Source organism: Nocardioides sp. LMS-CY (assembly GCF_018732145.1).
Lineage (GTDB): Bacteria > Actinomycetota > Actinomycetes > Propionibacteriales > Nocardioidaceae > Nocardioides > Nocardioides soli.
Map to the genome: position 1 here is coordinate 4,341,941 of NZ_CP076104.1, position 13,490 is coordinate 4,355,430.

General features: G+C 72.5%; 13 protein-coding genes. 12 read left to right on the plus strand and 1 reads right to left on the minus strand.

Translation table 11 applies throughout. From position 1 onward, the window contains the following. Positions 1 to 32 precede the first annotated feature (32 nt). A complete protein-coding gene (locus tag KM427_RS20570; protein ID WP_183591657.1) occupies positions 33 to 1,031 on the minus strand; it encodes a helix-turn-helix domain-containing protein in 999 nt (332 codons plus the stop codon). 159 nt (positions 1,032 to 1,190) lie between these two features. Between KM427_RS20570 and KM427_RS20575 the strand changes: the two genes are divergently transcribed. Genes KM427_RS20575 through KM427_RS20630 form a run of 12 tightly spaced genes read left to right on the plus strand, consistent with a single transcriptional unit; the run spans position 1,191 to position 13,481 of the window. Next, positions 1,191 to 2,765 (plus strand): phage tail sheath family protein, encoded by a 1,575-nt coding sequence (locus KM427_RS20575; protein WP_215525141.1) that lies wholly within the window; start codon positions 1,191 to 1,193, stop codon positions 2,763 to 2,765. A 53-nt stretch (positions 2,766 to 2,818) separates the two neighbouring features. Continuing rightward, positions 2,819 to 3,292, plus strand: coding sequence for a phage tail protein (locus tag KM427_RS20580; RefSeq protein ID WP_183591659.1), 474 nt, complete (start codon positions 2,819 to 2,821; stop codon positions 3,290 to 3,292). Further along, a complete protein-coding gene (locus KM427_RS20585) occupies positions 3,289 to 3,786 on the plus strand; it encodes a hypothetical protein (RefSeq protein ID WP_183591660.1) in 498 nt (165 codons plus the stop codon). The genes KM427_RS20580 and KM427_RS20585 overlap by 4 nt, the downstream gene beginning before the upstream one ends. Positions 3,787 to 3,817: 31 nt before the next feature. Further along, positions 3,818 to 3,997, plus strand: coding sequence for a DUF6760 family protein (locus KM427_RS20590; RefSeq protein ID WP_183591661.1), 180 nt, complete (start codon positions 3,818 to 3,820; stop codon positions 3,995 to 3,997). After that, a complete protein-coding gene (locus KM427_RS20595; protein WP_183591662.1) occupies positions 3,984 to 4,466 on the plus strand; it encodes a phage tail protein in 483 nt (160 codons plus the stop codon). The genes KM427_RS20590 and KM427_RS20595 overlap by 14 nt, the downstream gene beginning before the upstream one ends. Beyond that, a complete protein-coding gene (locus tag KM427_RS20600) occupies positions 4,463 to 7,507 on the plus strand; it encodes a hypothetical protein (protein WP_215525142.1) in 3,045 nt (1,014 codons plus the stop codon). Before KM427_RS20595 ends, KM427_RS20600 begins: the two co-directional genes overlap by 4 nt. Continuing rightward, positions 7,492 to 8,166 (plus strand): CIS tube protein, encoded by a 675-nt coding sequence (locus tag KM427_RS20605; RefSeq protein ID WP_252274713.1) that lies wholly within the window; start codon positions 7,492 to 7,494, stop codon positions 8,164 to 8,166. Before KM427_RS20600 ends, KM427_RS20605 begins: the two co-directional genes overlap by 16 nt. Next, positions 8,166 to 9,920 carry a phage baseplate assembly protein V gene (locus KM427_RS20610; RefSeq protein ID WP_215525143.1) on the plus strand — a complete coding sequence of 585 codons (1,755 nt, stop codon included), beginning with the start codon at positions 8,166 to 8,168 and terminating at the stop codon, positions 9,918 to 9,920. The genes KM427_RS20605 and KM427_RS20610 overlap by 1 nt, the downstream gene beginning before the upstream one ends. After that, positions 9,920 to 10,363, plus strand: a complete 444-nt coding sequence (locus KM427_RS20615) for a GPW/gp25 family protein (RefSeq protein ID WP_183591667.1) — start codon at positions 9,920 to 9,922, stop codon at positions 10,361 to 10,363. The genes KM427_RS20610 and KM427_RS20615 overlap by 1 nt, the downstream gene beginning before the upstream one ends. An 18-nt stretch (positions 10,364 to 10,381) precedes the next feature. Continuing rightward, a complete protein-coding gene (locus KM427_RS20620) occupies positions 10,382 to 12,331 on the plus strand; it encodes a putative baseplate assembly protein (RefSeq protein ID WP_183591668.1) in 1,950 nt (649 codons plus the stop codon). After that, the gene (locus KM427_RS20625; RefSeq protein WP_252274716.1) at positions 12,328 to 12,915 is read left to right on the plus strand and encodes a phage tail protein; all 588 of its coding nucleotides are present in this window, start codon (positions 12,328 to 12,330) and stop codon (positions 12,913 to 12,915) included. Before KM427_RS20620 ends, KM427_RS20625 begins: the two co-directional genes overlap by 4 nt. Then, a complete protein-coding gene (locus tag KM427_RS20630; protein ID WP_215525144.1) occupies positions 12,912 to 13,481 on the plus strand; it encodes a hypothetical protein in 570 nt (189 codons plus the stop codon). The genes KM427_RS20625 and KM427_RS20630 overlap by 4 nt, the downstream gene beginning before the upstream one ends. Positions 13,482 to 13,490 lie beyond the last annotated feature (9 nt).

Consider the following 13,490-nt stretch of genomic DNA (forward strand, 5'->3'; position numbering starts at 1 on the left):
CTTGGCCGGGCCCCAGCGCCCTGGCCCGGAAGTCACTTGACGCTTGAGTACGCCGCGGCCGCGGCGCTCCAGCCGGCTCCGCCGCGGCGTACCTGGTGGCACCAGGCGAAGGCGTCGGCGGGTCCGAGCCGGCGCCGCAGGTCCTCGAAGGACGCGACGGCGGACGGGCCGTCCTGCCGGTGCGCCGCCATCGCGAGGAACGCCGCCGCCAGGCCCGGCCAGCGGCCCGGCTCACGGACCGTGTGCACACTGATCCGCGACCGGACGGCCAACGCCTCGCGCAGCGCCGGCAGGCTCACCGGCCCGGTACCGTCGGCGACCAGGTGCAGCCGCGACGCCGTGGGCCAGGAGGCCCGGGCCCGGTTGACGTCGTCGAGCAGCTCCAGCAGCGCGCCACCCGGGTCGTCGGACTCGGGCGGCACGGGCTGCTGCAGCGCGGTCCGCAGGTCCGGCAACGCCGCCGCGACGGCCGAGTCGTCGGACCGGTCACCCACCCGCGACGGCTCGCGCACGTCGAGGAGGACGAAGCTCTCCGGAGGCCCCACCCGGAGCGCCAGGACCGCGACGACCCGCCCCGCCAGGGTCGGCGTCACGGCGAAGCGGAACCCACCGCGCACCGGCTGCACCCCGTAGGAGTGCCAGGCCCGGACCACGGTCCCGCGGCCCACGCCGAGGTCCTCGCCCAGCAGGCGGGAGGACCAGTGGGTCACGCCGAGCAGGCGCGGCGGTGGACGCAGCGTCGCGGTCAGCACGTCCGCGGCCGAGACCTGGGGGCTCCGGCCCGGGCGCGACCGGTCGGCGAGCCCGTCGAGGCCCGCCTCGACGTACCGCTGCCGCCACACCAGCACGGTGGGCCGGGAGACCCCGACCTTGTCGGCGATCGCGGTGTTGGACTGCCCCTCGGCGGCGAGCAGCAGGATCCGCGCGCGCTGGGCGAGGCCGGCCTGCACGGTGGGGCTGCGGGTCATCGCCAGGAGCAGCTGGTGGTCGCCCTCGCGGAGCTCCAACGACGCGGCGGGGCGGTTGGCCATGGCGAGATCATCCCGGAGACCGCCCGGCAACCGTCAAGACATCAACGCGCCATCGGCATAGTCATTTCGGGCCATGTGTCGGCGTTCCCGTCACATGCGCTGCCCGGCCGGAGCAGTCTGCGGCTGTCCTGCCACCTGTCGCGAGAGCGGATGAAGAAGATGCCCACATACACCGCACCCGGCGTCTACGTCGAGGAAGTTCCGTCCTCCCAGAAGGTCCTGTCTGCCGCGCCGACCGCGGTGGCCGCCTTCGTCGGATTCACGGCGACCTTCCCGACCGACGACCCCAACGACCCTCAGGGCCTGTCGCCCCGGCTCGTCACGAGCTGGTCGCAGTTCGAGAGCCTCTACGGCGGCTTCGCCGAGGGCTGCATCCTCCCGCTCTCCGTCTACGGGTACTTCGCCAACGGCGGCTCGATCGCCTACATCTGCCGCGTCCCGAACACCGAGCCCGCCGGCGAGCCGGCCCGCCTGGCCCTCCCGGCGGCGGACCGCGCGCTCGGACTCCCCGTCGCCGTCGAGAGCCTCGAGGCCGACGCGAGCATCACGCTCCAGGTGTCGACCGACGACGCCGGTGACGACGACACCGACGGCCCCGCGACGTTCTCCATCGACGTCCTCGAGGGAGGCGCGGTCGTCGAGTCCTTCTCCGGCCTCGACTTCGGCAAGGGCGACTCCAACGTGGCGACCAAGGTGAACGCCACCTCGACCCGGATCAAGATCGCCCTCGAGCTCGACGACAGCGTCGACCTCGGCGCCCAGCTCGAGCTGGTCAAGCCGGGCAGCTACGCACTCGAGAAGGCGGCCCCGGTGCCGGTCCCGGTCACCGGTGCGAAGTTCGCCGGCTCCGAGTCGGCGCGCAAGGGCATCAACGGCCTGACCGTCGCCGAGGACGTCACCATGGTGATCGTGCCCGACCTGGTCACCGCCGCCACCAAGGACGACGGCACCGTCGACCTCAACCTGTGGAAGGCCGTCCAGACCGCGCTGATCTCGCACTGCGAGCAGAACGGCAACCGGATGGCGGTGCTGGACTCTCCGCCGGGCATGAGCCCGCAGCAGATCAAGGAGTGGCGCAGCGACGTCGCGATGTACGACTCGGCGTACGCCGCGCTGTACTACCCCTGGGTCAAGGTCGACAACCCGACCGGCAGCAACGGCAACAGCGAGATCCTGATCCCGCCGTCCGGCCACGTCGCCGGCGTCTGGGCACGCACCGACGACACGCGTGGCGTCTGGAAGGCCCCGGCCAACGACACCATGCGCGGCGTGCTCGACATCGAGCGCACGGTCAGCCAGAACGAGCAGTCGCTGCTGAACCCGATCGGCATCAACTGCATCCGCCCGTTCGGCACCCGCGGCATCCGGATCTGGGGCGCGCGCACGCTGTCCTCGGACACCGACTGGAACTACATCAACGTCCGCCGCCTGTTCAACATGGTGGAGACCACGATCCTGACCGGCACCCAGTGGGCGGTCTTCGAGCCCAACGACATGGCGCTGTGGGAGGGCGTGAAGCGCACCGTCGGTGCGTTCCTGCGCGGTCTCTGGTCGGCCGGCGCCCTGTTCGGCACGTCCGCCGACGAGGCGTTCTACGTCAAGTGCGACGCCGAGACCAACCCGCCGGAGTCGATCGACCAGGGTCTGCTGGTGGTCGAGGTCGGCATCGCGCCGGTGAAGCCCGCCGAGTTCGTGGTCTTCCGGATCAGCCAGAAGAAGCAGGTCGCCGGCTGACGCCGGGGCCCCCGACACCCACTCGTCCTAACTAGAGACCGGAGACCACAGTCATGGGCAACGACCTCATCGCGACCGACCCGATCGTCGCGCAGAACTTCTACCTGGAGATCGACGGCGAGAACATCATCCTGTCCGGCGTCTCGGGCCTGGACGTCGAGCACGACGTCGTGACCATCCAGCAGAACGGCCCGACGGGCAAGATGCAGGTGGTCAAGACGCGCGGCAACACGCAGAAGGCGCCCGACCTGACCATCACCCGGATGGCGCCGGCCGACGCCATGTCCGACCCGATCTGGAAGTGGTTCATCGCGATCCGCGACAAGGGTCTGACCATGAACCGCGCCAGCGCTCGCAAGAACGGCTCGATCGTCCTCTACGACACCTCGTTCGCCGAGGTGGGCCGCTTCAACTTCATCAAGGGCTGGCCGTCCAAGATCGCGACCGACGCCGTCAGCACGGAGTCGAACGAAGCGGTCAAGGAGACCATCACCCTCGTCATCGAGCGCCTCGACAGGGTCAAGTGAACTCTCTCCGCACGTCGTACGAGTTCACCCTTCCGCGTGGCTACGTGGACGGTCAGGGCGGCCTGCACAAGACCGGCCGGATGCGGCTGGCGACGGCTCGCGACGAGCTGGAGCCGCTGCGCGACCCGACCGTGCAGGGTCCCGACGACCCGCGTCTCACCATCCTGGTGCTGACCCGGGTCGTGGAGCAGCTGGGCACCCTCGACCTGGTCACCTCGCACGACATCGAGGGACTGTTCGCGGTGGACCTGGCCTTCCTCCAGGACTTCTACGGGGTGATCAACTTCGGCAGCCAGGAGGAGTACGAGGCACTGGTCAACGCCCAGGCCTCGTCCTCCCTCCTGGGAGTCGACTCGCCGTCCGCACCCGCTCCCGCCGCCGAGGCGGAGCCGGGTGCGGACGGGGAGCCGTCCGCACCCACGGGAGCGCCGGATCCGGGTCCGCGACCGAACCTGCGTCGAGCGGTCGAGGAGATCCCGCGCAAGGTCCAGTGATGGACGCACGGATGCGCGAGGTGACGGCGCGATGATGCGTTACCCCACCGAGGCGCTGTGGCAGGAGATAGCGTTCCTCGCCTACCACCTGCACTGGCGTCTCGACGACCTGCTCGACCTCGAGCACATGGATCGGGTGCGGATGGTGCGGGCCGTGGTCTCACTGAACGATCGAGCATGGCAGGCGGTGCGTGAATATGGCCAGCAGTGACATCACGACCCCCCTCGGGGGCGATCTGCCCATCGCCAACCGGTTCCTCTTCGAGCTGGACGGCGTGGAGCTCGGCGTCTTCAAGGAGGTGACCGGGCTCAACGTCAGCGTCCAGACCGAGGAGATCCGCGAGGGCGGGCAGAACGGCTACGCCCACCAGGTCCCGAGCCGGATGACCTGGCCGAACCTGGTGTTCCGGCGTGGCGTGACCGACAGCAACGCGCTCTTCGACTGGTTCAGCAAGACCTCCGGCGAGGGCTTCGCCGCCAACCAGAACAAGCTCACCAAGTCGACCGGTGCCGTCACGGTCATCGACGCCGGCGGCAACCGGCTGCGGTCGTGGGAGTTCATCGACGTCTTCCCGGTCCGGTGGCGCGGTCCCGACTTCTCCGTGGAGAGCGCGGACCCGCTCGAGGAGGAGCTCGAGGTCGCGCACCACGGGTTCCGGGCGGTCACGCAGGCGTCATGACCACGACCCCCTCCGAGGACATCGCGCCGGGCTCGGCCGGCTCCGAGCTCCGGCTGGGCCGCGACGTCGTACGCCGGATGCGGCTGCCGGGCCCGCCCGTCGGCCGGCCACTGCCGAGCCGGATCGGCAGCCTCGCGTCGTCGGTGTCGCGCTTCGCGGCGGCCACCTCGCGGCCCGTCGAGATCCGCCGCGCCCTGGTCGGCCCGGACCCGCGCGGCCTGGACGCGAGCTCGGCCCCGCCCCGCTGGTGGACGCCGTCGCATCGTGACGCTCCCGCCTCGTCCGCCCCCTCGGCCGCCGCCTCGGCCTCATCTCCTGCCTCGGCCTCGCCCTCGTGGCTCGCCCCGGCCCGGCCGGTCGCGATCCGCCGGCTGCCCGAGCGCGGCCTGCCCCGCGCGGCCCGTGCGGTCCAGGACGAGTCGACGTACACGCCCGGAGGCATCCTCGGCAACCTGCGCGGTGAGGCGATCCGCGTCCGGCGGATCGAGGAGGTCACCGCGGTCGGCCCGATGCTGATGAACTCCGACCGGACGAAGCTCAACGCCGGTCTGGCCGCCCGCGCCCGCCAGTCGGCACCGGCGACCTCCACGACGTCCACCCCCATGGCGTCCGCCCCCGGGACGTCCACGCCCGTCGTGCGTCGCCCGGCGACTCGCGCGCCCCGCCAGCCCGCCACCCCCACCGCACCCGGCCCGACATCGGAGCCTCCCACAGCGACGGACCCCGCCCCGCCTGCCCCGCGCGGTCCGTCCAGCGGTGAGCAGGCAACCGTTCGGCGCACGCAATCGGTTGGTGGCTCACCGCCGACCGGCGTCACCGCGCCGCCGGCACCCACCGGCGGTGCATCAGCAACCATCGCCGGCACCGATTCGGTTGCTGGCTCACCGCCCACCGGCATCACCGCGGCACCGGCACCCACCGGCGGTGCATCAGCAACCATCGCCGGCACCGATTCGGTTGCTGGCTCACCGCCCACCGGCATCACCGCGGCACCGGCACCCACCGGCGGTGCATCAGCAACCATCGCCGGCACCGATTCGGTTGCTGGCTCACCGCCCACCGGCATCGCCGCGCCGACCCTGCGCAGGGCGACGCGGCCGTCGTGGCAGCTGCGGTCGCCGGGGTCTCGGTTCGACGGGCTGGTCCGGCGGGCACCGATCGGGCACGCTCCGGCTCCGTCCGCCGCCGCGGCGCCGGGCCTGTCGACGATCGTGTCGTCGCTCGCCTCCGCCGACCGCGCGCCGCTCTCGTCCGGGCTCCGCCACACCGAGGACGTGACCGCGGCGGGTCCGAGGCTGATCTCGGCCGGCGCGGACGCACCCGCGACGGTACGCCGGCATGCCTGGTCGGCCGGCAGCATCGTGATGCGCCAGGCGGCCGGGGCGCGTGCCCAGGTGGCCGCGGCCCAGTCGGCCCAGCCAGCCCAGCCAGCCCAGCCAGCCCAGTCGGCTCCATCGACCCAGCCGAGCCAGTCGACCCAGCCGACCCCGTCTGCAGCAGCGCCGTCCTCGACGCTCGCCGCGCCTGCGACTCGCGCGGCCGATCCGGTCGTGCGCCGGCTGCCCACCGCGGCCGCGGCGGCGCCACTGGCGAGCGCCTCGCCGGCGCCGGCCTCCGCGACCGAGACGACCGAGACGACCGACACCGGCTCGACGCCCACGACGAGGGTCCCCGCTGACGTGCCGGGGGCCCCGGACGGTGCGGTGGTACGCCGGCTCCCTCGTCTCTGGCGCCGGGCGACCGACATCCGGCCCGCGACCGATGTCCGCGGCTCCACGCCGGCGCCCGCCGTCCACGTCGCTCCGGCCACCGGCATCCCGGCGGCCACGACCACGATCGCGACGACGACGATCCCCGCGCCCGCCACGGTTCGACGCTCGGCCGCCACCACCGTCGCCCCCGCTCCCGCCGCCTCAGCCTCGACGTCAGCCCCGACGTCAGCCCCGACGTCAGCCCCGACGTCGGCCCCGACGTCGGCCTCGACGTCAGCCCCGACCGTGTCAGCACCGGTCACCCCGACCCCGGTCACCCGGGTCGGCGCGCACGTCGCCTCCCCCGGGGTCGCCCGCGCCGAGGTCGCGATGCCGGAGCTGATGACGATCCGCCGGGCCACCGCCCACGGCACCGACTCGACCCGGGCGCTCGCGACCGGCTTCGGCGCACCGGAGACGATCCGGCCCGCGAGCGCGGTCGCCACCGCCCTGGGCGGTGCACCGGGTCGCACGCCCGGCGGCTTCGGCGAGAACCGGCTCTGGCGTCGCCCCGCCCCGGCAGGCGGCGCGAGCAGCACGAGCGGCACGACCGCACCAGCGGCATCGGCGGTGCGTCGCTCGTTCGGCACCCCCGCGCCCGCACGCGCCCATGCCGCCGGCCGAGCAGGGTCACCGTCGCTGCCCGGCTCGCCCGCACGACCGGCCTGGCAGCCCTGGACCGAGACCCCGGCGGCGACCCCGGCACCCGCGACCGCCGCGTTCCCGGCCGGGCCTCCCGGCGCGGCGTCCGCCCCGTCGGGGCACCGCCCGGCCGCCGACGTCCGCCGACTCACCGTCGCCCCGCCCCGGATCAGCATCGCCCCCCAGCAGCCACCTGCCCCGCCGGTGCCCGACGTCGCCCGTGGCCCGGCGAGCAGCGACGCCGCGTCGACGACCGTGCGGCGCAGCACCGGGCAGTCCCTGGTCGACGCCACCGCCCACCTGTTCGCCACACCGGGGTCGGCACCACCGGGGTCGGCACCACTGGGGTCGGCACCTCTGGGCTCCGCCACACCGGAGCGCCCGCTGATCCGCCGTTCGCTCGAGGGAGACACCGCCATGGCCATTCCGCCACCGCCGCCCGCGCCGAGCAGCCTGCCGGTGCCCGCCTCCGCCTACGAGGTGGCCTACAACGACGGCGACCTGGGCGACGTCGCGGGCCCCGCGGACCAGGTGCTGCCCGGGGTCGGGTTCAACCAGGTCGTCGACGCCGTCGTCGAGCGCATCGAACGCCGGGTGATCGACGAGCTCGAGCGCCGCGGACGCTGGAACGGATGGAGGACTCCCTGATGGCCGAGCTCGAGAAGGCGTTCCTGGAGATCGAGGGCGGCGAGCGCGTCCCCTGCCTCTACAACCCCGAGACGATCGTCGTGGGCCGCCGCAACAACTGGGTCTCCAACCCGATGCCGGGCCAGGGCGTGCCGACACTGCGGTACGCCGGGGCCAACTCCGGCTGGCTCAAGGTCGACCTGGTCTTCGACACCACGACCGTCGGCACCGCGGTCACCGAGCACACCGGCAAGATCGTCGGGCTGATGGACGTCGACCCGGGACTGCCCGGCGCCGACGAGACGACCGCGAACGTCCGGCCGCCGACGGTCACCTTCCACTGGGGCGACCTGCACTCGTTCAAGGCCGTGATCCAGGGCCTGCGGCTGTCGTTCACCTACTTCTCCTCCACCGGGACGCCGCTGCGCGCCAACATGGAGCTCGAGCTGCGGCAGTACGAGCCGTCCCAGGCCTTCGGCCCGCAGAACCCCACGTCCGGCACCCCGAAGCCGCACCGCGTGCACCGGGTGCAGCCCGGGGAGACCCTGGACCGGATCAGCGCCCGCTACTACGGCGACTCGACCCGCTGGCGGCTGCTCGCGCAGGCCAACGGCCTCGAGGACCCCCTCGCCGTCCGCCCCGGCACGATGCTGACCGTGCCCCGGCTCGAGGGCTCCTGATGCCGGACTTCCTGGAGGCGCCCGTCGTCAAGATCAACGGGCAGAAGCTCACCGCGGCCCAGCTCGACGCGCTGGTGTCGGTCGAGGTCGACCGCGGCGTCAACCTGGTCGGCCGGGCGACGCTGCGCTTCGTCGAGACCGGATTCGACCTCGTGGTCCAGCCGAAGCTCACCCTCGGCACCGAGGTCGCGATCGGCGTCCACAACGGCCCGACCGTCTTCTCCGGCGAGGTCACCGGGGTCAGCCTGGACCAGTCCGACTTCGGTGCGGCCACCACCGAGCTGTCCGTCACCGTCGACGACAAGGCGCACAAGCTCGGCGGCCAGACCCAGAACCGCGCCTTCCTCAACCAGACGTACTCCGACGTGCTCTCGTCGTTCGCGGGCGAGGCCGGCCTGTCCGCCGACGTCACGGCGTTCGGTGACGTCCAGGAGTACCTGCTCCAGTCCGGCACCAACCTCGCCTACCTGGACTGGGTCACCGCGCGGTTCGGCATGCTGTGGTGGGTCGCCGACGGCAAGCTCACCGTGAAGCCGGCCGGCGTCGCCAGCACCACGGTCGCCCTGCAAATGGGCACCACCCTGCAACGGCTCTCGACCCGGGCCTCGAGCCGGCACTCCGGCAAGGTCACCGTCACCGGCTGGGACGTCAAGCAGCAGCAGGCGATCACGAACACCGCCACCGACACGGTCGCGCAGGAGGCCGAGCTCTTCGCGAAGGTCCCGGGACGTACGGCGGGAGCCGGCACGACCGCGACGGTGGCGTCATCGCCGCTCACCACCGACGAGGCCCAGGCGGTGAGCAAGGGCATGCTCGCGCAGTCGTCCGCGGCCGCGGTGACGGCCCGCGGGACGTGCGTGGTCCACGGCGGCCTGGCACCCGGGGTCAAGGTCTCCATCTCCGACGCGGGCGCCGCGAGCGGCACCTACTTCGTCACCCGGGTCCAGCACGTCTACACGCGCTCCGGCTTCGACACCCACTTCACGGCCGGGCCGCTGCAGCCCGACACCCTGGTGGATCTCCTGGGCCCGCCACCGGCGGCGCCCGGCGGCGCGATCGACGGCCTGGTCACGGCGGTGGTGACCGACAACAAGGACAAGGAGAACTGGGGCCGGGTCAAGGTGAAGTTCCCGAGCCTCGGCAGCGCCGGCGGCGTCGAGTCGGCCTGGGCGCGCGTCCTCACACTGGGCGGCGGCAAGGAGCGCGGCGTCGTCTTCCATCCCGAGGTCAACGACGAGGTGCTGGTGGGGTTCGAGGGCGGCGACACCCGACGTCCGGTCGTGCTCGGCGGCCTCTACAGCGCGGCGAACAAGCTGCCCAACACCGACAACGTGGGCTCGGACGGCAAGACCGAGTTCCGCCGGATCACCTCCCGGGTCGGGCACCTCATCGAGCTCGCCGACGGCACGTCGCCGGACAAGAAGCACGTGCTGCTCAAGACCAAGAACGGGCACCAGATCCGGGTCGGCGAGGACGCCGTGCTCGTCGAGACCGCCAACAAGCCGATCACGATCAAGAACGGCCAGGCGGAGATCTCCTTCACCGACCAGGGCGACATCACCATCAAGGGCATGAACATCACGATCACGGCGAACGGATCCCTCAAGCTCGAGGGCAAGACCGGCCTGGAGATCAAGACGGCGGCGAGCGGCAAGCTGGAGGCCGCCATGCTCAGCGTGAAGGCGCAGGGCATGGGCACGGTCGAGGCGGGCGGCGTGCTCGCCGTCAAGGGCGCATCGGTGGCGATCAACTGATGGCCGACTCCACGGTGCGCAGGCACGACGACCCGGGCCAGCCCGACTCGTCGTTCATCGGACGCGGCTTCGCGTGGCCGATGGGCGTCGACCACACCGGCACGATCGCGCTCTCGGACGGCGTACCCGACCTCGACCGCTCCATCGAGCTGGTGCTGATGACCGCGCCCGGCGAGCGGCTGATGCGGCCGCAGTTCGGCTGCCGGATCTGGGAGCTGCTCTTCGAGCCCGTCACCGGCAACCTGCTGGGGCTGATCGCCGAGGCGGTCCGCGACGCGCTCGCACAGTGGGAGCCCCGGATCGTCGTCGAGGAGGTCACTCCCGAGGCCGATCCCGCCAATCACGCGTTGGTCCGCATCCAGATCGGATATCGCGTACGCGCGACCAACGACCGTCGTAACCTCGTCTATCCCTTCTACGTCATCCCCCACGACGCCGAGTAGCCACCAGTAGGACGACCGATGCCGCTGCCCACGCCCGCCCTCGACGATCGGACCTTCCAGGACATCGTCGACGAGGCCAAGCGCCTGATCCCGCGCTACTGCCCCGAGTGGACCAACCACAACGTCTCGGACCCCGGCGTCGCGCTGATCGAGCTGTTCGCGTGGATGAGCGAGATGGTGCTCTACCGCGTCAACCAGGTGCCCGACCGGCTCTTCGTGCACTTCCTCAACATGGTGGGCATCGAGCCGTTCCCGCCCTCGGTGGCCCGGACCGACCTGACGTTCTGGCTCTCCGCCGTCCTCGAGCAGCCGGTGCTGGTGCCCGAGAACACCCCCGTGATGACGCAGACCAGCGTCGCCGAGACCGACAGCGTCGTGTTCACGACCACCCAGGACCTGCTGATCGCTCCCCCGGAGCTGGTGGCCGCCAAGTCGTCCTCGGTGGCCAGCGAACAGGTCACCGACGTCTGGGAGGACCTCCGCTTCGGCACCGACGGCGCCCGCTGCTTCTCGTCGGACCCGCTGACGCCGGGCGACGCCTTCTACCTCGGCTTCAGCGGCACGCTGGCGGGCATGGTGGTGAGCCTGCGCGTCGAGGCCCAGGCCGAGGGCATCGGCGTCGACCCGCGCAACCCTCCGCTGCTGTGGGAGGTCTGGAACGGCGAGGGCTGGCTGCCGGCCCGGGTCCACGAGGACACCACCGGCGGGCTCAACCGGCCGGGCGAGGTCATCTTGATGGTGCCGGTCGAGCACGAGCCGCTGACGGTCGCGAACGAGTCGGCGTACTGGCTGCGAGCGCGGCTGCTCGCACCCCGCGCCGGCCAGCCGACGTACCGCAACTCACCGCGGGTCCGCGGCCTCGAGGTGTCCGCGCTCGGCGGCACCGTGGCGGCCGAGCACGCCGAGGTGATCGGCAGCGAGACCCTCGGGCGCAGCAACGGCGCACCCGCGCAGACCTTCCAGGTCGGTCGTCATCCCGTGCTGCCACGGCGCTCGGACGAGACCGTCCGGATCGTCGACGGCACCCGCACCCATGTCTGGCAGGAGGTCGAGGACTTCTCCGCGTCGGGGCCCGACGACCGCCACTACGTGTGGGACAGCGGCACCGGTGTGATCCACTTCGGTCCCCGGATCCGCTACCCCGACGGGTCGGTGCGCCAGCACGGCGCGATCCCTCGCGACGGCGCGTTCGTCGAGGTCAGCGGCTACCGCCACGGCGGTGGGTCGCGGGGCAACGTCGGCGCCCGCACGCTCAGCCTGCTGCGCAACGCGGTCCCGTTCGTGAACGGCGTGATCAACCTCGCCCCCGCCTCGGGCGGCGTCGACGCCGAGACCGTCGCCGAGGCCAAGGCCCGCGGCCCGCTGACCCTGCGCACCGGCCAGCGTGCGGTGACCGCACGCGACTTCGAGCGGCTGACGCTGGAGTCCTCGATCGAGGTCGCCCGGGCCCGCTGCCGACCCGCGGGCCGCGGCAACGGCGCGGTGCAGCTGCTCGTCGTACCGCACGTGCGCTCCGACCCGACGACCCACCAGCTCGACGACTTCGCGATCTCCCAGCAGCTGATGGGCACGATCACCGACGCGCTCGACGAGCACCGCCTCGTCGGCACCGCCGTCGAGGTGAGTACGCCGTACTACCAGGGCGTCTCGGTGGTCGCGCTCGTCCACGGCGCGCCGGGCCGGCCCGCCGCGCTGGTGCGGCAGCGGGCGATGGACACGCTGGCGCGGTTCCTCAACCCGCTGGTCGGCGGCTCCGACGGCACCGGCTGGCCCTTCGACGCCGACGTGAACCTCGCCGTGGTCACCCAGCTCCTCGAGAGCGTCGACGGCGTGGAGCGGGTCGACGAGGTGCTGCTCTACGAGTACGACCTGCGCACCGGTCGGCGCCTCGGCGGCGGCAAGGACGTCGTACGCCTGGACAAGCAGTCGCTGTTCCTCTCCGCCGGCCACCAGGTGGTGGTCCGGTGACCGTCGAGCGGCTGAGCAGCACGGTGGTGCCCGGCGGCCAGACCCGGCCGCAGCGGTCCCCGTCCTGGATGCTCGACCAGCTCCCGGTCTCGATGCTCGACCAGGACTTCTTCGTCCGGTTCGTGTCGATCTTCCAGGACCTGGGCGGCGCGCTGCTCGAGGACGCCGACAGCATCGAGCACATCCCCGACAGCACGGTCACGCCCGCGCCGATGCTGCCCTACCTCGCGTCCTGGATCGGCGTCGAGACCATCGACGATTCCCAGCCGGAGGCGCTGCAACGCCGTATCGTGTCCGGTGCGGCGAAGACGCTGACCTGGCGGGGCACGGCCCGCGGACTCAGCTCCTACCTGGAGCTGATCACCGAGGGACCGGCCCGCGTCGAGGAGGGCGGCGGCATCTGGCGTGCCGGCGACGCACCCGAGGACACCGCCTGGGTGGTGATGCGGGTGGAGTCGACGGGACTGCTGGAGCTCGACGACTTCATCGACGTGGTCCGCGACGAGGTCCCGGCCCACGTCCGCGCGGAGCTGTACGTCGGGCCCGACCGGGTGTGGACGAGCGAGGAGGAGTGGCCGGGGTGAGCGAGACGCTGACCGGCAGGCACGTGCTCTCCGGCGACGAGCCGGAGCAGCCGGAAGCGGCCGCCGACATCGACGACCAGCCCACCGAGGCGCTGGCGCCGCCGCTCGCCATCCCGGTGCCGACCAACGCCCCGCCGGAGCAGGTCACCTGCCCCGAGTGCGGCACCGTCGCGATGGTCGCGCTCACCCGCCGCGAGTCCACGGACTTCTGCGCCACCTGCGACTTCCCGCTCTTCTGGACGCCGTCGAAGGTCATGCTCGACACCGGCGACACCGCCGGCGAGTCGCTGCGGCGACTGCCGGGCACGTCGGGCCGCGCGACCGTCGGCTCGGCCACCTGCCCGCACTGCGCCGAGGGCAACCTGATCACCGCCGAGATCTGCATCCGCTGCGGCGGGCTGATGAACCCGCCCGCCCCGGTGCCGGTCGTCGCGGCCCCGCCCCCGCCGCCACCCCCGCCCGCCCCCGAGCCGAAGGCGAAGACGCCGCTGTGGGTCTGGATCGTCGGCGGCGTCACTCTCCTGCTCCTGGTCGCGCTGGTCGTCTACTTCGTCGTCACCAACTGACCCGTCGCG